Below are 22,394 nucleotides of genomic sequence, written 5' to 3' on the forward strand. Positions count from 1 at the left end.
CCTGAGGTTTCTTCCCTAATAGGCGGTTTCTCACTAAGTGGCTGCGTCGATTCACGCCGCTCGCAGCAACTCCGGGACGGGGCGGCGGGGAGCTCGCGGCACCGCGGCGCCGTACCCGAGGCGGATGATCATCTGCGGGTGACCGCCGGGATGCCGGGGGTCGGTGCGGTGGCGCATGTCGCGCAGGTCCAGCGGCTGGTTCAGGAACGAGGCGGACACGCCGTGCAGCGTGGCCACCAGCAGGACCCGCTGCAGCGCCTGGCCGGCGCGCAGCCAGTCCGCGGGACCGTCGCCGCGGGTGGTCAGCACGGCCAGCCGGGGGTGGGACTCGAAGCGGGCACGCTCCCCGCGCGCCTGCGCGAAGTCGCGCACGGGCGCGAGATCGCCGACGGGGCGCGGCCCCTGGACGTAGAGCGGCATCCCGTCGGAGCGCGAGTTCCCGGCCGTCCAACGGGCCAGCTCCAGGCGGTAGTCGCGGTCGACGGTCAGCGCCTCGTCGGCCGCGGCGACCTCCTCCAGCAGCGCGGCGGCGGCCGCCCCGCCGACCTCGACCAGCGAGGCCCCCTCGATCCTGGCCGCCGCGGCCAGTTCGGCCATGACATCCACCGGGACGGGGTCGCCGGAGAACGGCAGCCGGTTGGTGCGCCGGACCTTGACGGCCTCGTACAGCTCGTACTCGGCGGCGGAGGCGGGGACGGCGTCCGCGGGCCAGACGGCGGCCAGCAACGTGGGAGGCAGCTCGGAGGGCAGGTCGGACGGCAGCGCCGACGGTCCGCTCCCGGCGACGGGCATCGGCTGGACGACGGGCCGCATGCCGGCCACCCGCATGGCGAGCCGCAGGTTGAACAGCGCCGCTCCGCAACTGATGGACATCGACCGGCCGCGCGGGTCGGCCACGTGCAACCTGCGGTCCAGATCGGCGTGCAGCTCGATATAGCGTCCCCGGCGGACCTCGAAACGCCACGGCTGGGTGTTGTGCACCGAGGGCGCGGCGCCCGCCGCGGTGATCAGACGACGGACGCCGGCGTGGGTGGCGAGAGGGTTCAACATGGTCTTCCTCCTTTCCTCTGAGGGTCCTGCACCACCCGCCACCTGGGGCAGGGCCGAAGGTCCCGGCGGCAGAGGACGTCAGGCACACCCGTCACAGGAGTGGAGGAACCGGGGGAGGACGAAGGGCGGCGCTCAGGCGTGGCCGGCCCAGATTCGCGGGAGCCTGTCCCGCCACGGCATGGCCTCCTCCAGACGGGCGGCGACCCGCAGCAGCAGGTCCTCGCGCCCGTACCCGGCCACCAGCTGCACCCCGATGGGCAGGCCGCTCGCGCTCCATCCCAGCGGCAGGCTGACCGCCGGGTGACCCGAGACGTTGAACACCATCGTGAACGGCCCGTACTCGAAGATCCTCGCCAGCCGCTCCTCCAGCGCGGGGTGGTCCTGCGCGTCGTACCGGAAGGCGCCGTGCGTCACCGGCAACCACGCCAGCGCCGGTGTGACGAGCAGGTCGCACCCGGTGAAGAACGCGCTCACCGAGCGGGTGACCCGGTTCTGGGCGTGGAAGCCCAGGATCAGGCCGAGCGCGCTCGTCTCCTTCGCGTCCTGCAGCAGGTGCCGCGTCGAGATCTCCAGCAGGTCCGGGTCGGGCTCCCGGGGCGCCAGCAGCACGGTCGAGGCGATCGCGACGCGCTGGGCCCGCATGGCCCGCAGCGTGTCCTGCCAGTCGACCGCCGGAGCGCCCTCCTCGACGAGGTGGCCCATCTTCTCCAGCACGGCCCCGGCGGCGACCGTCGCGGCGGCCACCTCCGGGTCCACCGGCACGCCCGACCACGCCGCGGTGGTCACGGCGACGCGCAGCGTGCCGGGGTCGGCGCCCACCTCCGAGGCGTACGGCCGCGCCGGCGGGGGCGCGGTGTACTTGTCGCCCACGGCGGGCCCGTGCACGGCGTCGAGCAGGTGGGCCGCGTCCCTGACCGTCCTGGTCAACGCGAACTCGTAGGCCATCCCGAACATCGGCTCGCCCATGTCCGGCCCGCTGGTGACACGGCCCCGGCTCGGCTTGAGACCGACCAGGCCGCAGCAGGAGGCGGGGATGCGGATCGAGCCCGCGCCGTCGCTCGCGTGGGCCAGCGGCACGGCTCCCGCCGCCACCAGGGCGGCCGCCCCGCCGCTCGACCCGCCCGGGCTGCGGTCCGGATCCCAGGGGTTGCGGGTGACGCCGTACCGATCGGATTCGGTGACGAAGTCCACCACCATCTCGGGCACGGTGGTCACCCCCAGGGTGGCCAGCCCGGCGGCCCTGAACCTCTTCATCAGGTCGGTGTCGTGGTCGGCCGCGATCCCCCGCAGGGACCTGCTGCCGATGCTGAACGGCACGCCCTCGGCGACCGGGCCGTGGTCCTTTATCAGGAACGGCACCCCGGTGAACGGGCCGTCGTCCGAGTGGGCGAGCGCCGTGCCGAACACCGGCGCGGTCAGGCCGTTGAGCCTGGAGTCGGCCCATTCGAGCGCCCGCCTGGCCGCCGTCTCGACCTCGGCGGCGCCGACCTCTCCCCGGCTGATCAGCTCACTCAGCCCGAGGCCGTCGTATCTCGCGTACTCGTACGGTTCCATGGTGCTCCTCGTGTGTGTCGGAGCACCCAGGGTGACCGCGCGCGGCGGCGGCGGCATCAGGGCTGGCACTGAGATCCGGCCCTGAAGCCGCATCCCGGATCCGGCCCCGGGCGGCGCCCGGACGGCGCGGGAGGGCGGCTCAGGCGGCGGCGCTGGAGGGGCCCGGCGGCTCGGTGGCGGCCAGCTCGACGCGGTTGCGGCCCGCGCCCTTGGCGACGTACAGGGCCTCGTCGGCCGCGTGCAGCAACTCCGCGAGGTTCTGGCCGGGGACCCGCTCGGCCACACCCGCGCTGAAGGTCACCGACAGGGTGTGACCCCCGGCGGGGATCCGCCCGGCCGTCACCCACAGGCGCAGCTCGTTCATCCGGGCCAGCGCCTGCTCTCCCGTGGCGCCGGGAAGGGCGATGACGAACTCCTCGCCGCCGTAGCGGGCCACGATGTCGCCCTGGCGCACCTTGCCGCCCAGCAGCTTGGCGAAGCGGATGAGCACCTGGTCGCCGGCGCCGTGCCCGTACCGGTCGTTGATCTGCTTGAAGTGGTCGATGTCCAGCAGCGCCACGCTCAGGGGCGTGTCCTGCGCCGTCGCCAGGTTCATCTCCCGATCCAGGGCCGTCATCAGGAAGCGGCGGTTGTGCAGGCCGGTCAGGGTGTCGCGCACCGCCTGCTCGGCCAGGTTCGCGCGCAGCGCCTCGATGGTGGCGACCTGCTCGCGCAACTGCTCGTTTGCCTCCTGCAGGCCGCGCTGCTTCTCGTTGAGCTGGGCGTTGGCCTCCTCGAGCTGGCGGCGCTGGGCGTTGAGCGCGGTCACGTCACGTGCCACGAGCACCCAGCCCACCCACTCGTTGCGGCTGTCGTGCAGGACGCCGAGGCGGGCGCTCAGGTCGACCACGCACCCGTCGGCGTCGACGACGGTGCGGTCGATCTCCAGCCCGTCCTCCGCCCGGTCGGGCAGGAACGACTCGCCGAGAAGCTCGGTGATCGGCAGTCCGGACAGCCGGGAGGGCAGGCCGGGCACGATGCGCCGGAACATCCGCTCAGCCGCCGGGTTGAGGTCCAGGATGCGGCCCGAGCGATCGACCGTGGTGACCATGTCGCTGATCACGTCGAAGACGTGGGTGCGCTCCACCGCCACCAGCTCGTGCACCGAGCTGCGCATCAGGGACCAGTAGATCACGGTCATGCTGAGGCAGAACCCGATCGGGGTGATGTCCACCCCGTCGGCCACCCCCATCAGGGTCAGGACGTCGGCCAGGGCGGGCGGCAGGGCGCCCAGCAGGGTCGCGGCGTAGACCGGGCGCAGCAGGCGCGGACCCCGCGACCACGCGTGGGCCATGCGGATCCCGCCGGAGACGAGCAGCAGGTAGCTGTAGACGGCGTGCACCCAGAACAGCGGGCCGAAGGCCGGGACCTGGGCGCCGGACGAGGCCTGCGAGGCGTGGAACAGGTGGTGCATGTGGTCGGTCAGCACCGTGGCCAGCAGGAGCACGGGCTCGACGGCCAGCAGCGCGGCCGTACGGCGCGACAGGCGCCAGGCGCGGTCGACCACCGCCAGCGACAGGCAGAAGAAGCCCGCCACCACGCAGCTGACCGCGGCGAACTTGGCGGCCGCCGCGAGCGGGGCCGTCACCGGGACTCCGGTCAGCACCAGCACGACGTCCGTCGTGGACCATCCGCCGATGCCCGCCGCCAGGAAGGCCAGCGTGCTGACCGCGGGCGTCACGTGCCGCCGCCGCCAGGCGAGCGCGGCCACCGTGAAGGCCACCACTGCGGACAGCACGAAGATCAACGCCAGAAGGGAATCCCCCGCCACGATCATCTCCTCTCACTGCCGCGGTGGACCGGTACGAGCGCATCATCGGCACGACCACAGCGTGACCTGAGGATTCCTCAGCGTCACATTGAGAGCCCCGTCCGATCTCGGGGTCACCGGGACCCGCACCCGGCGGGCACGGCCGATGAGGCCCCGCGCACGGCCGGAGCCGGGTCCGGTGGGGGGTCAGGCGGTGAGATGCCTCACACGAGCTGGAACCGGGCGTGGGCGGCCCGGGCCAGCTGGGGGGCGGCGTCGGCGGTCACCGTCACGACGGCGGTCTCCGGGGTGCGCTCGCGGACGTCCTCGGCGCGGATGGCCAGCACCGCCGGCGGGCTGCCCAGGTCGCCGTAACAGGCGGTGACCGCGGCGGTGATCGCCGCGCGGGCGTCGGCGATCACCGTCTTGACCGAGGCGTCCGGGCGGTCGACGGCGGCGGACAGGAACCCCAGCGTCGCGGCGAAGCGCAACTGCTCGGCGGGCGACGGGGCCACGCCGGGTTCGACCGGCGGCACCGGCCGGTCGAGCCAGAACGTCCGCCCGTGCAGATGTCCGGGGTAGGGCTCGCCGGAACCGGGACCGAGGACGACGACCGCGTCGGCCAGCAGCTGCCCGAACGCGGCCAGATCGGTCTCCGGCGGCAGGTCGGTGGTGACCAGCACAGGGATGATCAATGGGTGGATCATGGCGGCCTCCTCGTCAGAGCGCTGATGCTACCGACCGTCACCGACATTATCCGGGCCTGCCGTCCCGTTGTCCGCAGACTCGTCGTCCCGGGTCCCGCCCGGTCAGCCCGGCAGCGTCTCCCCGCCGATCGGGGCGAGGATCTCGCCGGTGTAGTACGACGACAGCCGACCGGCCGCGAAGAAGACGTACGAGGGCGCGATCTCGTCCGGGTCGGCGGCGCGTTTCATCGGCACCTGCTCGCCGAACTTCTCGACCTTCTCCTGCGGGAAGGTCGCCGGGATCAGCGGCGTCCAGACCGGGCCCGGCGCCACGGCGTTGACCCTGATGCCCCGCTCGACGAGGTTCTGCGCCATCGAGTAGGTGAAGGCGTTGATCGCGCCCTTGGTCGCGGCGTAGTCGATGAGCGTCTTGTTGCCGCGCAGCCCGTTGATGGACGAGGTGTTGATGATCACGCTGCCCTCGCGCATGTGCTGCAACGCGGCCTTGGTGACCCGGTAGTAACTGTGGATGTTGACCGCGAAGGTGTGCTCCCACTGCTCGTCGCTCAGTTCCTCCAGCGACTCCACGGGAGCCTGGTAGGCCACGTTGTTCACCAGGATGTCCAGGCCGCCGAGCTCGGAGACCGCCTGCTCGACGACCGAGCCGCAGTGGTCGCGGTCGCCCAGGTCGCCCGGGAGCAGCGCGCAGCGCCGTCCGGCCGCCTCCACCAGCTTCCTGGTGTGGTTGGCGTCCTCGTGCTCGTTGAGGTAGGCGATCGCGATGTCGGCGCCCTCCTTGGCGAAGGCGATCGCGACGGCGCGGCCGATGCCCGAGTCGCCCCCGGTGATCAGGGCGCGCCTGCCGGCCAGCAGTTCCCTGCCGACGTAGTCGCGCATCTCGTCACGGGGTTCGGGATCCATGTCCCCGCTGTGCCCGGGGTACGGCTGGCTCTGCGGCGGTGGTGTGGTGTTCGGTTCCTCTGGCATGACCATCGCGTGCCCGTCCTCGTGCCCGCCTAACGCCCGCAGACGGCCAGGGTTTGCCCGGCGCCGGCGGGCTGCCCCCGCGGCCGGACTTCTGCCAGGATGCCTGTCTGCCGTCCCCGGACGGCGCTTCGCGATCTCGACCTCCGACGCGCACGGGAGCGCTGTGATGAACGGTCACCGGATCCTCGTCGTCGACGACGACGCCTCGATCCTGCGCTCCCTGCGGCGCGGCCTGCTGCTGGAGGGATTCCGGGTGGAGACGGCCGGCTCCGGTGAGCGGGCGCTGGAGCTGACCGGCGGCGACGGGCCAGACGCGATCGTCCTCGACGTCTCGATGCCGGGGCTGTCGGGGATCGAGGTGTGCGCGCGACTGCGGGCGGGCGGGGCGGAGGTGCCGGTCCTGATGTTGTCGGCCATGGACGAGGTCGCCGACCGGGTGGCCGGGCTGGCCGCGGGCGCCGACGACTACGTCGTCAAGCCGTTCGACCTGGACGAGCTGGTCCTGCGGCTGCGCGCGCTGCTGCGCCGGGCCGGGCGCCCGGCCGGCGGGGCGGTCAGGGCGGGGCCGCTGACGGTCGATCCGGCCGCCCGCCGCGTCACGTTGAACGGCCGGGAGATCGAGCTGACCCGCAGGGAGTTCGACCTGCTGGAGGTGCTGGCGCGCAACGCCGGCATCGTGCTGTCCCGGCCGGTGCTGCTGGAGCGGGTCTGGGGCTACGACTTCGAGGTGACCGGCAACGCCGTCGACACCTTCGTCGGCTACCTGCGGCGCAAGCTGGAGGCGGGCGGTGAGCCCCGCATGGTGCACACGGTGCGGGGAGTGGGATTCGTCCTGCGATGAGACTGCCGACGAGACCTCCGATGAGGCTGTCCACCCGGTTCGCGATCTGCCTGGCCGCGCTCGTCACGGCGCTGATGCTGCCCACGGGGATGATCGTGCTGGGCGTGGTCTCCCACGACCTGCGCGCCGAGCGGGACCGGCAGCTGGTGCTGCGCTCGCGCGCGCTGGAGCCGATGGCGGCCTCCTACTCCTTCCGGGTCCTGCTGGCGCCCGCCGTACCGCCGGACTTCCTGGAGCAGAGGCTGACCGGGGCGGCCCTGGAGTCCGGCGGCCCCGGAGGGGTGCACCTGGAGGTGCCCGGTGCCGCCCCGCTCGTCGTCGGGGACGTGCCCGCGGTGATGCCCCCGGCCGATCAGGACGGGCCCGCCACCTTCACCCGGGACGGGAGACGGTGGCGGTTCGTGGCCGCCGCTCTGGGACGGCGGGGGAATCTGGCCCGCCTGCGGGTGTTCGAGTCCGAGGAGCGTCTCGACCGGCAGCTCGATCTGCTCCGCGAACGGCTGGTGCTGATCACCCTGGCCGCGGCGGGGACGGGCGCCGTGGCCGGTCTGCTGCTCGGCCGGTTCGCGGTGCGGCCGCTGACCGCGCTGCGCGCGCAGGCACGGAGGATCGACGTTCCCTCCCCCGGCGCGGCCCGGCTGGCGACCTCCTCGGGGGTCACCGAGATCGACGAGCTCGCCGGCCGCCTCAACGACCTGCTGGACCGGCGGGACGCCGCGGTGCGGCGCACCGGCGAGGCGCTGGAGACCGCCCGCTCCTTCGCCGCCTCCGTGGCGCACGAGCTGCGGACCCCGCTGACCAGCATGGGGATCGACCTCACCCTGCTCGGCCGCCCGGACCTGGATCCGGCCGAGCGGGCCGAGATCGTCACGGACCTGGGCGCCGAGCACGTCCGGGCGCAGCGGCTGATCACCATGCTGCGCCGGCTGGCCGACGGCGAGCTCGCCGACCCCGCCGCCTTCACCGAGGCCGACCTGACCGAGATCGTCGCCGTCGCGGTCGAGGAGGCGCGGCGCCGTCACCCGCACGCCGAGATCGCCTTCTCCCGGACGGACGGCCTGCCGGTGCGGGGGTGGGCCGAGGGGCTAAGGATGATCGCCGACAACCTCCTGGACAACGCCGCCGTCCACGGCGCCGGCGACGACGGCCGCGCCACGGTGGAGGTGACGCTGTCCGCCGGCGGCGGGACCGCCGTGCTCGCCGTCCGGGACGCCGGAGCGGGCATACCCGAGGCCGAGCACGAGTCGGTGTTCACCCGCTTCCACCGCCGGCCCGGCAGCCCCGGCTCGGGTCTCGGGCTCACCCTCGTGCGCCAGCAGGCTCTGCTGCACGGCGGCACGGTCTCGGTGACCGACCCGGGGCGGGGTCCCGGCACGCGCGTCGAGGTGCGGCTGCCGGCGGCCGGCCGTACCACCGGAGCCTGAACCGCCCGGGAGAAACCGGGAGGACAGGGGACTGCCAGAGATCTGCCAGGAAAGCGCGCCACGATTCCCGCCGTGCCCGGCCACCCGCCCGACCGATCCGCCGGAGGGAACATGCGAAAGACCACCCTCGACCGCCGCCTGCGAACCGGCCTCGCCGTGACCCTCGCCACGGCCCTCGGCGCCCTGGCGACCACCGCCGGAGCGGCCCCCGCACGGGGACTCTCCCGTACGGCGCCGCCGTCCCCCGCCTCCGCATCCCCCGCCTCCCCCGCCCGCGGCGAGCCGGGCCCGCCCGACCGCGTGGAGGCCTCGGCGCACCCCGTCGAACTGCGGAGCGCTCCCAGGCGGCTCTCCGTGAAGTACACCTACCGGGGGCGTGAACACACCCTCGAGGACTTCCTGTCGCGCACGAAGACCAACGGCTTCGTCGTCCTGGACGGGCAGGAGATCGTCTACGAGCGCTACGCCGGGGCGGACCGTGACACGCTCTTCCAGTCCTGGTCGGTGGCGAAGTCCTTCACCTCCGCCGCGGTCGGCATCGCCCTGCACGAGGGCCGCATCCGCTCGATCGACGATCCGGTGACCCGCTACCTGCCCGAGCTGCGCGGTTCGGGCTACGACGGCGTGTCCGTCCGCGACCTGCTGCGGATGTCGTCGGGGATCGCCTGGGATGAGCGCTCCGACGTGCCGCGGCTGCAGGCGGCCGTCAACCGGGGCGTGCCGGCCGGGGAGATGGCCGCGCGCCAGGTGCGCGGCTGGAAGCCCGGCAGCAGGTTCGAGTACACCAGCATGAACTCCCACGTGCTGGCCAGGCTCGTCTCCGAGGTCACGGGCATGCCGTACCACCGGTACGTGGAGACGAGGATCTGGAAGCCCGCCGGCATGGCCTCCGCGGCGTACATCGGCGCCGACTCCGAGGGCGACGGCCTCGGATACTGCTGTTACTACGCCACGGACCGCGATTTCGCCCGTTTCGGTCTGCTCTATCTCCGCGGCGGGAAGGCCCACGGCCGGCAGGTGGTGCCGCGCTCCTGGGTCAGCCGGTCGACCAGGCCCTCGGCCGCCTTCAACTCCCGGTACGGCCTGCACTGGTGGCTCGGCGGCGGCGAGGGCGACTTCATGGCCGCCGGGCTGGGCGGGCAGTACATCTACGTCTCGCCCCGGCACGGGGTGGTCATCGTCAAATCGGTCCGCTCCATTTCGGTCCCGGCCAGGCAGGAGACGCTGGTCGCGTTCCGCGCCGTGGCCGGGGAGGTCGCCCGGACCCGCTGAGCGGAGACGGCACGGCGGCGGACGTGGGAGAGCCCGGGCGGGAGGTGATCACGGGGATCGCCGGACGGTACTACCTCGAAGTGAACACTGTGTTACGGCCTGGGCCCACCCCTATCGCCGATCCCGCGCACGCGGGAAGCTGGCCTCATCCCACACCTCTCGGGGAGGAACATCGACCATGCTCAGGCGTACACCGCTGTTCGGCAGCAAGACCCGTGTCACCTTCACCCTGCCCGTCGACCAGCCGGGCGGCACCGTCAGTGTCGTCGGCGACTTCAACGGCTGGCAGCCCGGCCTGCACGAGCTGCGCCACCGACGCAACGGTGTCCGCACCGTCTCCGTCATCCTGCCCCCGGGCGTCCACCGCTTCCGCTATCTGGCCACCGGCGGGGTGTGGTTCGACGACGAGACCGCCGACGGCATCGACCAGCACAGCAGCATCATGCGCCTGTAGTCCCGCCCGCCCCCGGCGGGGCGGGCCTGGTCGCGACGACGACGGTCGCCTCCAGCTCGGCGGATCCGGTCACCTCGGGGACCAGCCCGGCGCGGGTGACGATCCCGACGGCCGCCGACGTCTGGCGCTCGCTCGTCTCGAACAGCAGCCGGCCGCCCGGCGCCAGCCACGACGGCGCCGCGACGGCCACCCTGCGCAGGACGTCGAGCCCGTCCGCGCCGCCGTCGAGCGCCACCCTGGCCTCGTGCAGGCGCGCCTCGGCGGGCAGCAGGCCGATCTCCCCGGTTGGCACGTAGGGGACGTTGGCCAGCAGGAAGCCCACCCGGCCCCGCAGCGTGCCGGGCAGCGGGTCGTAGAGGTCACCGTGATAGACCCGGCCGCCCACGGCGGCGACGTTGCGGCGGGCGCAGCGCACCGCGGCGGCGTCGATGTCGGCCGCGTGCAGCTCGGCCTCCCCCAGGGCCGTGGCCAGCGCGGCGCCCAGCGCGCCCGAGCCGCAGCACAGGTCGACGATGACGGCCGGCGACGGTCCGGTGGACCGGCGGGCGAGGTCGGCGGCCCGCCGGATGAGGAACTCGGTGCGGCGGCGGGGCACGAAAACCCCGGGATCCACGCTCACCCGCAGGCCGCAGAAGCGCGCCCAGCCGACGACGTGTTCAAGCGGCAGACCGGCGACCCGCCGCTCCACCATCGCGGCGAGGTCGGACGGCGTGCGCGCCGTGGAGATGATCAGCCGCGCCTCGTCCTCGGCGAAGACGCAGCCGGCGTCCCTGAGCCTGGCGACGACCGCGGAGCGCGACGGTGAAGGACAGTGAACCGACATGGGGAACCCTTCGAAGGGCCGAGGGCGCTCCCCACGCCACCCGCGCCGGGCCTACCGGCGACCGTGAGGTGAGAGCACCCGAACTGATCCGGCGGTAATGGGGACTCACCTCCTCGCGATCGTTCACTTCCGGGACGGCAACCCTACTACAGGCGGTGATCCGCGGCCGTGCTCAGGCGGACCTGTCGTGGCGCTCCTGCCCGAGGCCCGGCCGTTCGCGGGGCACCAGGGTGGGGTTGACGTTGTCCAGCACGGTGTCGCGGTCGACCACGACCCTGGCCACGTCGTCGCGGCTGGGCACCTCGTACATCACGTTGAGCAGGACCTCCTCGAGGATCGCCCGCGTGGCGCGGGCGCCGGTGCGGCGCAGCAGCGCCTGCTCGGCGATCGCGCCGACGGCGTCCTCGGTGATCTCCAGCTCGACCCCGTCGAGCTCCAGGAGCCTGCGGTACTGCTTGACCAGCGCGTTGCGCGGCTCGGTGAGGATCCGCATCAGCGTCGCGCGGTCCAGCGGCCGCAGCGTCGACACCACCGGCAGGCGGCCGACCAGCTCGGGGATCAGGCCGAACTTCAGCAGGTCCTGGGGCATGACGTCGGCGAAGGCGTCGTGGTCCGCCTCGTCGTGCCCGGCGCGGATCTCGGCGCCGAACCCGGCGCCCCGCTGGCCGGTCCGCTCCTCGATGATCTTCTCCAGCCCGGCGAAGGCGCCGCCGCAGATGAACAGCACGTTGCCCGTGTCGATCTGGATGAACTCCTGCTGCGGGTGCTTGCGCCCGCCCTGCGGCGGCACGCTCGCGACCGTGCCCTCCAGCATCTTCAGCAGCGCCTGCTGCACGCCCTCGCCGGAGACGTCGCGGGTGATCGACGGGTTCTCGCTCTTACGGGCGATCTTGTCGATCTCGTCGATGTAGATGATGCCGGTCTCGGCCTTCTTGACGTCGTAGTCGGCGGCCTGGATCAGCTTGAGGAGGATGTTCTCCACGTCCTCGCCGACGTAGCCCGCCTCGGTCAGGGCGGTGGCGTCGGCGATGGCGAAGGGGACGTCGAGCATCCGGGCGAGCGTCTGGACGATGTGGGTCTTGCCGGAACCGGTCGGGCCGACCAGCAGGATGTTGGACTTGCCCAGCTCGATCTGCTCTCCTGCGGCAGCCTGCCGTACGGCCCCGCCGGCGCCCGGCCGGATGCGCTTGTAGTGGTTGTAGACCGCCACCGACAGCGCCTTCTTGGCCCGCTCCTGCCCGACGACGTACTGCCCGAGAAACTCGTGGATCTCCCGCGGCTTCGGCAGGTTCCAGGACGTCGCCTCGGTGCTCTCGCCGAGTTCCTCCTCGATGAGCTCGTTGCACAGCTCGACGCACTCGTCGCAGATGCAGATGCGGCCCGGACCCGCGATGAGCTTCTTGACCTGCTTCTGGCTCTTCCCGCAGAAGGTGCATTGCAGCAGGTCACTGCGGTCGCCGGTGCGTGTCACTCGAGTACATCTCCTCGAAGTCGGGATGGCCGGCCCCGGTGGGATCGGGCCGGCCCTCGGGGTCGGAGGGATACGGGAGGTGACTCCGGGCGCCGGGCGCCCGGGCCGGGAACACGCCCCGCCTCCTTCGAGGGTACGGCGAGCGGAGGGTGAGGGAAACGCCGCAGCGCCATCCGGAGGCGATCCGGCCCCGGGAAGTGGGACCCGTCACCCGATCGCCACCTTGCATGAACTAAGGTTTCCCTGCCCTAATTTAGGTGACCCTTCCCTAACATTCTGGAGTGACGGTGTTCGCCAGTTATCTCATCGGCCTGCGCGAGGGACTGGAGGCCACACTGGTGGTGTCCGTCCTCGTCGCGTTCCTGGTCAAGAGTGACCGCAGGGACCGGCTCCCGCTGGTGTGGGCGGGGGTCTGCGCCGCGGTGGTCCTGTCGATCGGGTTCGGCGCGCTGCTCACCTTCACCGCCGCCCGCCTGGAGTACCGGCAGCAGGAGCTCTTCGAAGCGGTCACCTCGCTGCTCGCCACGGCCTTCGTGACCTGGATGATCTTCTGGATGCGCCGGGCCGCCCGCTCGCTCTCGGGCGAGCTGCGCGCCAAGCTCAGCGACGCGCTGCGGCTCGGCCCACTCGCCGTGATCGTCATGGCGTTCCTGTCGGTGGCCCGCGAGGGCCTGGAGACCGCGCTGCTGTTCTTCGCCTCAGCCCAGGGCGCGTCCTCGAACACCAGCCCGCTGATCGGCATCACCCTCGGCGTCCTGACCTCGATCGTGATCGGCTGGGGCCTCTACCGGAGCGCCCTGAAGATCAACCTCACCACGTTCTTCACCTGGACCGGCCTGCTGCTGATCCTGGTCGCCGCCGGCATCTTCAAGTACGGCGTGCACGACCTGCAGGAGGCCGGCGTCCTTCCGGGCCTGTCGACCCAGGCGTTCGACATCAGCGCCGTCCTGCCCGCCGACTCCTGGTGGGGCGCCCTCCTGGCGGGGATGTTCAACATCACACCGCAGCCGACCGTGCTGGAGACCGTCGCCTGGTTCGCCTACGCGGTGCCCACCCTGATCCTCTTCCTGCGGCCGGCCTCTCCCCGGCGGTCCGCTCCCTCCTCCACTCCCACCACCGCCTGAAAACAGGAGAATCATGCGCACCCCCATCGCCCTCACCGCCGCGGGACTTGTCCTGGTCGCGCTGTCCGCCTGCTCGGGCGAGTCCCAGCCGGGCGGCGCCGCGAACGGCGGCGCGAGCCCCGCCGAGGACGGCAAGATCTCCGTCGCCGCCGGTGACACCGAGTGCAAGGTCGCGGTCAGCGAGGTCAACGCCGGCACCTCGACCTTCGCGGTCACCAACAACGGCTCCAAGGTCACCGAGTTCTACGTCTACGCGCCGGGAGACCGGGTCATGGGCGAGGTGGAGAACATCGTCCCGGGCCTGACCCGCGAGCTCATCGTCGAACTGCCGCCCGGCGGCTACGAGGCCGCCTGCAAGCCCGGCATGATCGGCAAGGGCATCCGCACCCCGCTGAAGGCCACCGGCCAGCACAAGCCCCTGACCGAGGACGCCGAGCTGGCCGCCGCGACGGCCGGCTACAAGCGTTACGTCAAGTCGCAGAGCGGCACCCTGCTCGTCAAGACCCAGGAGTTCGTCGACGCCGTCAAGGCCGGTGACATCGACAAGGCCAAGACCCTCTACCCGGTCTCGCGCACCTACTGGGAGCGGATCGAGCCGGTCGCCGAGATCTTCGGCGACCTCGACCCCGCCATCGACGCGCGGGAGGCCGACCTGGAGGAAGGCCAGGAGTGGACCGGCTTCCACCGGATCGAGAAGGACCTGTGGATCACCAAGGACGTCTCCGGGGACGGCCCGATCGCCGACAAGCTCATGACCGACGTCAAGACGATCGTCGACAAGGCCAACGCCGCGGAGCTGTCCCCCGTCCAGCTCGCCAACGGCGCCAAGGAACTGCTCGACGAGGTGGCCACCGGGAAGATCACCGGCGAGGAGGACATCTGGTCGCACACCGACCTGTGGGACTTCGACGCCAACCTGCAGGGCTCCCGGGCCGCCGTCCAGTCGCTGCGCCCGGTCCTGGAGAAGCGCGCGCCCGATCTGGTCAAGACGCTCGACGAGAAGTTCGCCGCCGCCGAGGCCGCCCTGGGCGAGCACCGCAAAGGCGACGGCTGGCGGCTGCACAACGAGCTGTCGGAGGCGGAGCTGAAGAAGCTGTCCGACACGATCAACGCACTGGCCGAGCCGATCAGCCAGGTCGCCGCCGTCGTCACCAAGTGACCCGGGGGCCGGTCCGCCACTGCGCGGACCGGCCTTCCGGGTAATCCTTGCGGAAAGGGGCGGAAAGCCCCGGCGGTCAGCCGGTCGCGGAGGCGGCGGCCTCCGGCGGGACGTCCCGGGGAGGAGCCGCCTGCGGCGAGGCCTCCTCGGCGGACCGGCGCTCGGAGGGATCCTCCTGCGGTGGGACTTCCTCGGTGGAGCGGCGCCAGGCCCGCTGGAGGCGGGCGACCTCCTGGAAGGCGTTCTTGAAGGCGGCGTAGGCCTCCTCGCCCAGGGCCCGCCGGTGGCGCCGCTCGATGCCCGCCAGGATGGCGTGGGCCTTGGCGATCTCGTCGATCCCGTGCTCGGTGGGGACGATCAGCTTGGCCCGGCGGTCGCGCGGGTCGGGCTCGCGGCGGACGTATCCCAGCTCGACCAGTTCGTCGACGATGTTGCCGATGATCTGCTTGTGCTGGCCGGAGCGCCGGGACAGCTCGGTGGCCCGTACGCCATCCGGGGCCAGATAGGCCAGCACCGTCCCGTGCCGGGGCCGGACGTGGGGGTGCCCCTGCCGGGCCAGGGTCTCGAACAGCTCCTGCTGCACGGAGAACATCAGCTGGCCGACCAGCATCCCGAGGTCGGGAGGCGCCTGCTCGCCCGCGCCGTTCTCCATGACCGTCTCCGCAACAACCGATCAATGATTTTGACTGTCAATGAGGAACCCTACTCCTTGACCGGGGGCCGACCTTCGCACCGCGCACGGGATGAGCCCGTCCGCGCACGGAGAGCACACGACGCGCCGCAGAGATCGCATCTATTCACCCGAGATGGTGACACACTGATTACACAGAGTGGCGATCGAGGAGGCCGGATGCAGAACGACGATCCCGTCACGGCGGACCCCGCTCCCGATGGGCGTCCTCATCCAGACGAGCCCGCCGCCGTGACCTGGGCCACCAGGACACGCGACTGGCGGCCGTACATGACCGTCTGCGCGGCGCTGGTCGCCGCCGCCGCGGTGGCCGGTGCGTTCACCGTGGAATCCGGCGAGAGCCTCTCCCGCGGATCCTCAGGCGACGCTCCCACCGGGGTCGAGCTCCAGCGGCCCTACGGCGCGCACGCGCTCGCGCTCACCCTGGAACCCCCGCGGGTGCGGGCCGGGTCCGGCCGCCGGGCCGGCGGGGACTCTCCGGCACGCCGCCGCGCCGACAAGGCCCTCGTGCGGCAGGGGCGCGACGCGGCCGGCCGCGACCGTCCCGACGTGCCCCAGAGCGGCCTGTGGCGGGGACCCACGGCCCCGGCGCCCGTTCCCCGCGCGCAGGAGGGCCGGGACCGGTCCCGGGATCTCCAGGCGCGCCGGCAGGCCCGGGCCAAGCGGGCGGCCGCCAAGCGGGCGGCGCGGGCGAAGGCCGCCGTCACGCCCCGCGCACGGCCCTCCACCGGCATAGGCACCGGTGCGGTCGGACCGCACCCGCCCTCCGTCCCCGTGGTCCCGCCGGCCGGGACGGAGGTCTGCGGCGCCATCCCCATGACCGGATGGACCTATCCCTACTGTGACGTGATCCCCGGCGCCGGCGCGTACGGCCGCCTGCTGGAGGGCATCTTCAAGTTCGCCACGCCCTCGGCGCCTCCGCCGGCGGCCCCGCCCGAGGCCTCGTCTGAGGCCCCGGCGGAGGAGACGGCGAAGACGACGGAGAAACCGGAGAAGCCGGCGAAGAAGTCACCGGAGCGGAGGGCGGGCAAGAAGAAGGACTGAGGTCCGCCCGATTCCGGATCACAGGACGGGGACGGCCGGATAGGTCACCTCCGCCAGGAGCCTCTGCCCGGCGGTGCTGGGGTGGAAGTAGTCCCAGCGGCTCAGGTGCGACAGCGTGAACGGATAGCCGAAGACGGCGCCGCCGTCGTGGCGGCAGGTGGCCTGCTCCTCGCAGACCCGGGCCATCACCGCGTTGAACTCGGCCACCCTCTGGTGCACGCGCTCGCGCCGGTCGACGTCGGCCTGGTCGGTGGAGCGCGGCCTGGCCAGCATCGACTGGCAGATCCCGAGGGCCGCCCAGGCCGTGCGGGCGGAGGAGCTGTTCCTGCCGACCTCCCACAGCCGCCTGATGTCGGGGATGCTGGAGACGAAGATCGACGCGGTGGGCAGGCCGGTGGTGAGCGTCCGCATCGCCGTACGGAACGCGGCCTCGAAGGCGGCCACCGTGGTCATGGACGCCTCCGAGGAGGTGCAGGCGTCGTTGGCGCCCATCAGGATCGTGACGTAGCCGGCTCCCTGGGAGACGGCCAGCTCGGCCTGGCCGGGCAGGTCGGCGACCTTGGCGCCGGATCTGGCGTCGTTGTGGGCGACCAGGGAGGGCTCGGCGGCCCGCAGGCGCAGATAGTGGCTGTTGACGGTCTGGTTGGACCCGGTCGACCACGATCTGGACGGGCAGTCGACGTAGAAGCCGCAGGCGTTGAACCCCCGGGTGATGGAGTCCCCCAGCGAGGCCATCGCCCCGATGGACGTCGCGGTCCCGGCGGAGACGGGCACCGTGGGGACGGACGCCGTGGAGACGGTCATGGCGGAGCCGGGCACGGTCGCCGCCGATGCGGGCGCGGCCGGAACCGAGACGAGAACGGCACCCGTGATGAGCGCCGCGAGGAGGGTGAGGGGACGGCGCGGGACATTCATGAGGCCTCCTGGGGTCGTCCCCCGATCGGCTCGATGCTCAGAATGTCAGCCCGCGTGGCAAGATTTACAAGTCGGCCTCACATATTAATGACTCGCCAGTAAGAATCACTCCGCCGGACTCACGGACCGTTCAGGCGCATGCTCAGGCACACCCGCGAGCCCTCGTCGTCCTGGTGGATGTCGACCTGGTCGCACAGCTCCCCCATCAGCCACAGCCCGAACCCCCTGGAGGCGCCCGTGGCCGGGCGGGAGCGGAGCGCGTCCTGGGGACTCAGCTTGCCGACGCTGTCGGCCACCTCGACGGTGAGATAGGAACCGTCCCTCCGCATCGACAGGGTCCCGTGTCCCCCGCCGTGCTCGAGCACGTTGATCGCGGCCTCGTTGGCGGCGATGAGCAGGTTGTCCAGACGCTCACCGCTGAGTCCCGCCATGGCCGCGTGGGAGTAGACGTGCCCTCGCAGAGCTCCGAGGTCAGTGGTGATCGGCCAGTGCCGATCGTTGATGCCGGTCATGACGAACCCCCCTGCTGGTCTTCTCCTCCGGCCGGTACCGGGGGGCGCACCGGATCACCTGGCAGAAGCGTGCCGTTCCCGATGAACGGCACAACGCGGGCTACTCTGCCCGTTCGGCGCGGAATTATCACCATCGGCGCGGATCTTCCGGCGCACCGGCGGGTTCCTCCAAGGGGCGGGCGCCTCATCGCGACCGGAGCAGGTCGGCGGCGTCGGCGACGCTGGGCAGCACGGCGAAGAAGTGCGACAGGCCCGTCGTACGGAAGATCCTGGTCAGGCGGGGCTGCAGGTCGGTGAGGGCGACGACGCCGCCGCGCTCGTCGGCCAGCTTGCGCAGCGCCAGGAAGACCCTGATCCCGGTCGAGTCGCAGAAGGTCAGGTGCGCCAGGTCCACGATGAGATCGCGGCTGGTGGGCGGCAACGCCTCGACGATGTCCTGCCGCAGCTGTTCGGCGTTGGTGTAGTCCAGCTCACCGGCCAGGCCCAGGACCGCCACCCGCTCCAGGGAGGCGTCCGGGCGGACGACGAGCTCAACGGCGACGGTCACCGGACACCTCCGTCTTCGGACACGGTCATCCCGTGCCGCGGCACGACCGACCGGCGGCTGAGGGCCGCCGATGCCACGAAGTCGTTGCTCGCTGCCTCCAGAGTGTCACGTTCCGCCCCGCAGGGGCACCCGTTACGGTCATCACCCGCCGGACGGGCCGGGGTCGGCGGCGACCCGTACGGCCAGCCCGCCCAGCACCGTGCCCATCAGGTACCGCTGCACGCGTGCCCACAGCGGCCGGCCGCCGAGGAGTGCGGCCACCGACCCGGCGGTCAGCACGATCACCGCGTTGACCGAAAGGGCCACGGTGATCTGGGTCAGACCCAGCAGAAGGCTCTGCAGCGCGACGTCTCCCCGGGCCGGATCGACGAACTGGGGCAGCAGCGACACGTACAGGATCGCGATCTTCGGGTTGAGCAGGTTGGTGACCAGCCCCATGGAGAAGAGCCTGCGCGGCCGGTCGACCGGCAGCCTCCCGGGTTCCAGGACGGGCGGCGCGCCCGGCCGTACCGCCTGCCAGGCGAGCCAGAGCAGGTAGACCGCGCCGGCGAGCTTGAGCGCGGTGTAGGCGGCCGGCACCGCGGCGAAGAGCACCGTGATCCCGGCGACCGCGGCCAGGAGGTAGACGGCGAACCCCGCCGCGACGCCGCCCAGGGAGATCAGGCCGGCCCTGCGTCCCTGCGTCACCGACCTCGACACCAGATAGATCATGTTGGGGCCCGGGGTGAGGACCATCCCGAGGGCCACCGCCGCCATGCCGAGGAACGCGCTGACAGAGATCATGAGGGCATCCTCGCCCTTTTCCCCGGCCCGGAAAACAGCCAATTCCCTTGAATGGCCTTAGAGGACAACGGCCTCAGAAGGACGGCCGGTCGATCACCCCTGCCCGGGGCCGGCCGTCGAGCTGCGCCCGGAGCCGCTCGGCGAGCAGCTTCTTCTCCCGCAGGATGCGCTCATGGACGAGGCCGATGGTGGCCACGTCGATCATCTCCCGCGCCGAGCCCAGCGTCTCGGCGGCCGGGGCGCCGGGGTCTTGGCGGAACAGGCTCACCGCCCCGATGACGTCGGCGCGCAGCCGCATCGGCACGGTGTGCACCGCGGCGAATCCCGCCTCGCGGGCGGCGGGCGCGAAAGCCGGCCACCAGGCCGCGGCGCGCTCCAGGTCCAGGCAGGACACCGGCTGCCCGCTACGGAAGCAGTCCACGCCCGGCCCCTCCCGGTCACGCAGCTGCCGCCACCCCAGCGCCCGGACCGGCTCGCCGCAGGCGCCCACCGCGGCCGGGGTCCCACCCCGGCCGGCCAGCAGCAGCCCGCAGGCGGCCACGCCGGGCAGACCCGCGCAGCGCCGCGCCAAGGTGTCCAGGAAGGCGCCGAGATCGAAGCCTTCCACGAACGTGTCCGCCAGTTCCATGAAGACGCGCCGCGCGCTCTGCTCGCGGATGTTCACCCCATCCCCCCTCGTCCGGCTTCCTCTCGCGGTGCCGCCCTTCATCAGATTCGGTTGCACAAGCCGGTAAGCGTTGGATCGTTCTACCGCGATTCCAGTGATATCTTGCTGATTTGGCCGCGCTTTCCATGTCCGTTCAACACTGGATCAACATTGCGCACCCCCGCTTCCCCCACAGCGGGCGCCCCGGGCACACCGCAGCCCCCGTACCGCCCGCTGATCGTGCTGATCGAAGACGAGACCGACCTCGCCGCGATGTCGCGCGCCTGCCTGGAACACGAGGGTTTCCGCGTGGTGCACGCGGCCGACGGGCGCGGCGGGCTGGCCGAGGCCGGCCGGGGCGACGCCGATCTGGTCGTGCTGGACCTGGGGTTGCCGGACGGCAACGGGCTGGAGGTACTGCGGTCCCTGCGCCGGACCAGCCGCATCCCGGTGATCATCGTGACGGGGCGCGGTGAGGAGACCGACCGGGTGATCGGGCTGGAGCTGGGCGCCGACGACTACGTGGTCAAACCGTTCTTCCAGCGGGAGCTGGCCTCCAGGATCCGGGCGGTGCTGCGGAGGGTGCAGCCGGCCGAGTCCGTCCCGGTGATCAGGATCGGCGAGCTGTCCGTCGACACCGGCGCCCGCCAGGCCCACGCCGGCGACGTGTCGCTCGACCTCGCCCCCCGGGAGTACGCGCTGCTGGAGTTCCTGGCCTCCGCCCCCGGCCGCACCTTCTCCCCCGAGCAGCTGCTGAACCAGGTGTGGCAGGCGATGCCCGGCTGGCAGGACCCCTCGACCGTGGCCGAGCACGTCTACCGGCTGCGCCGCAAGCTCTCCGCGCACGGGGTCACCACGCCGCGGATCACCACCGTGCGCGGCTACGGCTACCGGCTGGACGGATGAGGCCGGCCGGCGCCGGCGGACCCGGCGGGGACCCCGACTACGCGCGGCTGTTCGACGCGGCCCCCACGCCCTGCGTGATCCTGGACACCGACCTGGTCGTCGCCGCGGTCAACCGGGCCTATCTCGCGGAGTTCCTCACCGAGCGGGAGCAGATCGTCGGCAGGCCGATCCTGGACCTGTTCCCCGGACACCCGGACGACGTCTCCGCCGACGGCAGGGCCAACCTGGCCCGCTCCCTGCTGACCGTGCTGGAGACCGGCCGCCCCGACACCATGGCGCTGCAACGCTATGACGTCAGGACCGGCCCGGACGGGCCGTACGAAGAGCGCTACTGGAGCCCGGTCAACACCCCGGTGCTGGACGAGGCCGGGCGGGTCCGCCACATCATCCACCGGGTGGAGAACGTCACCGAGTTCGTGCGCCTGCGCCGGGCCGGGTGCCGCGACCGGACCGACGCCGACCGGCTCGAACGGGCCGACCGCATGGAGAGCGACCTGATCGCCCGCGGCCGGGAGCTGCAGGACCTCAACCAGCAGCTGCGCGAGGCCAACCTGCGCCTGTCCACGGCCGGCCGCAAACTGATGGAGCAGCAGCAGGGCAAGGACCGCTTCATCGCCACCCTCTCCCACGAGCTGCGCAACCCGCTGGCCGCGATCCAGGCGGCCGGCGAGCTGCTCGCCCTGGACATCTCCGGACACCCCGCCCTGGAGGTGCTGCGCCGGCAGGTCGAGGCCCTGACCCGGATAGCCGACGACCTGCTCGACTCCAGCCAGGCGCTGAGCGGCGGGCTGCGGATGGTCCCGGAGGACCTGGACCTGCGGAGCGTGGTCACCGCCGCCGTCCGCGACATGCGCCTGGAGTACGCGCAGGCCGAACGGCGGGTGGAGACCACTGTGCCGCAGCGGCCCGTGCCGGTCCGCGGGGACCGCGTCCGGCTGGCCCAGCTGCTGGGCAACCTGCTCGGCAACGCCGTGAAGTACACCCGGCCCGGCGGGGAAGTGGACGTCGAACTCCTCTGCACCGAGAAGGAGGCGATCCTGACCGTGTCGGACGACGGCTTCGGGTTCGACCCCGCCACCGCCGACTCGCTGTTCGAGATGTTCACCCGGCCCATCGCCGCCGACTCCGAGGACGTCCCCACGGGCACCGTCGGCCTCGGCCTCGGCCTGCCGATCGTGCGCAGCATCGCCGAACTGCACGGCGGGGCCGTCTCCGCGCACAGCGACGGCCCCGGCACCGGGGCGCGTTTCTCCATCAGTCTCCCCCTGGCCCCGGCCCGCCACCGGCCCGCGGCGCACCGGGCCGGCCACCCGGCACGTCACAGGAATCCGCTGCGCGTCCTGGTGGTCGAGGACAACGCCGATCTGGCCTTCACCTACCAGGAACTGCTGGAACGGCGCGGCGACACCGTGGTGACCGCCGGCACCGGCCGCGAGGCGGTGTCCGCCGCCCGCGAGCACCGCTTCGACCTGGTGCTGTGCGACCTGAGCCTGCCCGACGTCAGCGGCCACGAGGTCGCCCGCCGGCTGCTCCTGCTGCCGTCGGAGCGCCTGCCGCCCCTGATAGTGGCCGTGTCGGGCCTCGGCCGGGAGAGCGACCACTCCGCCGCTCTGCGGGCCGGTTTCGACGTCCACCTGACCAAACCGGTGGCCATCTCCGACCTGGAGGACCTGCTGCACCGCTGGACGGACCGGCTGCCGCGTTAGGGCGGGTCTC

22 protein-coding genes are annotated in these 22,394 nt (G+C 72.3%); 9 read left to right on the plus strand and 13 right to left on the minus strand.

Annotated elements, in window-relative coordinates; translation table 11 throughout:
* Positions 1 to 51 precede the first annotated feature (51 nt).
* The 5 genes from Psi01_RS30460 to Psi01_RS30480 all read right to left on the minus strand — a co-directional run bounded on the left by Psi01_RS30460 (position 52) and on the right by Psi01_RS30480 (position 6,066).
* Positions 52 to 1,050 (minus strand): Acg family FMN-binding oxidoreductase, encoded by a 999-nt coding sequence (locus tag Psi01_RS30460; RefSeq protein WP_204067570.1) that lies wholly within the window; start codon positions 1,048 to 1,050, stop codon positions 52 to 54.
* 132 nt (positions 1,051 to 1,182) lie between these two features.
* The gene (locus tag Psi01_RS30465) at positions 1,183 to 2,604 is read right to left on the minus strand and encodes an amidase (protein WP_204067571.1); all 1,422 of its coding nucleotides are present in this window, start codon (positions 2,602 to 2,604) and stop codon (positions 1,183 to 1,185) included.
* Between the two features lie 139 nt (positions 2,605 to 2,743).
* A complete protein-coding gene (locus Psi01_RS30470; protein WP_204067572.1) occupies positions 2,744 to 4,414 on the minus strand; it encodes a histidine kinase N-terminal 7TM domain-containing diguanylate cyclase in 1,671 nt (556 codons plus the stop codon).
* 203 nt (positions 4,415 to 4,617) lie between these two features.
* On the minus strand, positions 4,618 to 5,100 hold the full coding sequence (locus Psi01_RS30475) for a hypothetical protein (protein ID WP_204067573.1): 483 nt from the start codon (positions 5,098 to 5,100) through the stop codon (positions 4,618 to 4,620).
* A gap of 102 nt (positions 5,101 to 5,202) precedes the next feature.
* A complete protein-coding gene (locus Psi01_RS30480) occupies positions 5,203 to 6,066 on the minus strand; it encodes an SDR family oxidoreductase (RefSeq protein ID WP_204067574.1) in 864 nt (287 codons plus the stop codon).
* Between the two features lie 166 nt (positions 6,067 to 6,232).
* On the opposite strand from Psi01_RS30480, the gene Psi01_RS30485 reads away from it, so the two are divergent.
* The 4 genes from Psi01_RS30485 (at position 6,233) to Psi01_RS30500 (ending at position 10,057) form a co-directional block, all read left to right on the plus strand.
* On the plus strand, positions 6,233 to 6,907 hold the full coding sequence (locus tag Psi01_RS30485; RefSeq protein WP_204067575.1) for a response regulator transcription factor: 675 nt from the start codon (positions 6,233 to 6,235) through the stop codon (positions 6,905 to 6,907).
* 20 nt (positions 6,908 to 6,927) lie between these two features.
* Entirely contained in the window at positions 6,928 to 8,331 is a 1,404-nt protein-coding gene (locus Psi01_RS30490) for a sensor histidine kinase (RefSeq protein ID WP_204067576.1), read from the plus strand.
* Between the two features lie 111 nt (positions 8,332 to 8,442).
* On the plus strand, positions 8,443 to 9,603 hold the full coding sequence (locus Psi01_RS30495; protein WP_204067577.1) for a serine hydrolase domain-containing protein: 1,161 nt from the start codon (positions 8,443 to 8,445) through the stop codon (positions 9,601 to 9,603).
* 178 nt (positions 9,604 to 9,781) lie between these two features.
* Positions 9,782 to 10,057, plus strand: coding sequence for an isoamylase early set domain-containing protein (locus Psi01_RS30500; RefSeq protein ID WP_204067578.1), 276 nt, complete (start codon positions 9,782 to 9,784; stop codon positions 10,055 to 10,057).
* On the opposite strand, the gene Psi01_RS30505 is transcribed toward Psi01_RS30500, so the two are convergent.
* Both Psi01_RS30505 and clpX read right to left on the minus strand, forming a co-directional pair.
* Positions 10,044 to 10,880, minus strand: coding sequence for a putative protein N(5)-glutamine methyltransferase (locus Psi01_RS30505; RefSeq protein ID WP_204067579.1), 837 nt, complete (start codon positions 10,878 to 10,880; stop codon positions 10,044 to 10,046). The genes Psi01_RS30500 and Psi01_RS30505 overlap by 14 nt on opposite strands.
* A gap of 172 nt (positions 10,881 to 11,052) precedes the next feature.
* Positions 11,053 to 12,351 carry an ATP-dependent Clp protease ATP-binding subunit ClpX gene (gene clpX, locus Psi01_RS30510; RefSeq protein WP_204067580.1) on the minus strand — a complete coding sequence of 433 codons (1,299 nt, stop codon included), beginning with the start codon at positions 12,349 to 12,351 and terminating at the stop codon, positions 11,053 to 11,055.
* A gap of 281 nt (positions 12,352 to 12,632) precedes the next feature.
* Between clpX and efeU the strand changes: the two genes are divergently transcribed.
* The gene (efeU, locus tag Psi01_RS30515; RefSeq protein ID WP_204067581.1) at positions 12,633 to 13,475 is read left to right on the plus strand and encodes an iron uptake transporter permease EfeU; all 843 of its coding nucleotides are present in this window, start codon (positions 12,633 to 12,635) and stop codon (positions 13,473 to 13,475) included.
* A 13-nt stretch (positions 13,476 to 13,488) separates the two neighbouring features.
* The gene (gene efeO / locus Psi01_RS30520) at positions 13,489 to 14,634 is read left to right on the plus strand and encodes an iron uptake system protein EfeO (RefSeq protein ID WP_204067582.1); all 1,146 of its coding nucleotides are present in this window, start codon (positions 13,489 to 13,491) and stop codon (positions 14,632 to 14,634) included.
* A gap of 76 nt (positions 14,635 to 14,710) precedes the next feature.
* On the opposite strand, the gene Psi01_RS30525 is transcribed toward efeO, so the two are convergent.
* On the minus strand, positions 14,711 to 15,286 hold the full coding sequence (locus Psi01_RS30525) for a MarR family winged helix-turn-helix transcriptional regulator (RefSeq protein WP_204067583.1): 576 nt from the start codon (positions 15,284 to 15,286) through the stop codon (positions 14,711 to 14,713).
* Between the two features lie 198 nt (positions 15,287 to 15,484).
* Between Psi01_RS30525 and Psi01_RS30530 the strand changes: the two genes are divergently transcribed.
* Entirely contained in the window at positions 15,485 to 16,369 is an 885-nt protein-coding gene (locus Psi01_RS30530) for a hypothetical protein (protein ID WP_204067584.1), read from the plus strand.
* Between the two features lie 18 nt (positions 16,370 to 16,387).
* Here the strand turns inward: Psi01_RS30530 and Psi01_RS30535 are convergent, their stop codons facing one another.
* From Psi01_RS30535 to Psi01_RS30555, 5 genes are all read right to left on the minus strand, one after another.
* The gene (locus Psi01_RS30535) at positions 16,388 to 17,284 is read right to left on the minus strand and encodes a GDSL-type esterase/lipase family protein (protein WP_239128135.1); all 897 of its coding nucleotides are present in this window, start codon (positions 17,282 to 17,284) and stop codon (positions 16,388 to 16,390) included.
* 119 nt (positions 17,285 to 17,403) lie between these two features.
* On the minus strand, positions 17,404 to 17,796 hold the full coding sequence (locus tag Psi01_RS30540; RefSeq protein ID WP_204067585.1) for an ATP-binding protein: 393 nt from the start codon (positions 17,794 to 17,796) through the stop codon (positions 17,404 to 17,406).
* 184 nt (positions 17,797 to 17,980) lie between these two features.
* A complete protein-coding gene (locus Psi01_RS30545; protein WP_204067586.1) occupies positions 17,981 to 18,343 on the minus strand; it encodes an STAS domain-containing protein in 363 nt (120 codons plus the stop codon).
* Between the two features lie 141 nt (positions 18,344 to 18,484).
* Complete coding sequence (locus Psi01_RS30550; RefSeq protein WP_204067587.1) at positions 18,485 to 19,126, minus strand: LysE family translocator; 642 nt, start codon at positions 19,124 to 19,126, stop codon at positions 18,485 to 18,487.
* A gap of 73 nt (positions 19,127 to 19,199) precedes the next feature.
* A complete protein-coding gene (locus tag Psi01_RS30555; protein WP_204067588.1) occupies positions 19,200 to 19,790 on the minus strand; it encodes a GAF domain-containing protein in 591 nt (196 codons plus the stop codon).
* A 153-nt stretch (positions 19,791 to 19,943) separates the two neighbouring features.
* Between Psi01_RS30555 and Psi01_RS30560 the strand changes: the two genes are divergently transcribed.
* Together Psi01_RS30560 and Psi01_RS30565 are read left to right on the plus strand one after the other, a co-directional pair.
* Positions 19,944 to 20,678 carry a response regulator transcription factor gene (locus Psi01_RS30560; RefSeq protein WP_204067589.1) on the plus strand — a complete coding sequence of 245 codons (735 nt, stop codon included), beginning with the start codon at positions 19,944 to 19,946 and terminating at the stop codon, positions 20,676 to 20,678.
* The gene (locus Psi01_RS30565) at positions 20,675 to 22,384 is read left to right on the plus strand and encodes an ATP-binding protein (protein ID WP_204067590.1); all 1,710 of its coding nucleotides are present in this window, start codon (positions 20,675 to 20,677) and stop codon (positions 22,382 to 22,384) included. The genes Psi01_RS30560 and Psi01_RS30565 overlap by 4 nt, the downstream gene beginning before the upstream one ends.
* The last annotated feature ends 10 nt before the right edge of the window (positions 22,385 to 22,394 follow it).

The organism is Paraplanobispora siamensis (genome assembly GCF_016863175.1).
Lineage (GTDB): Bacteria > Actinomycetota > Actinomycetes > Streptosporangiales > Streptosporangiaceae > Planobispora > Planobispora siamensis.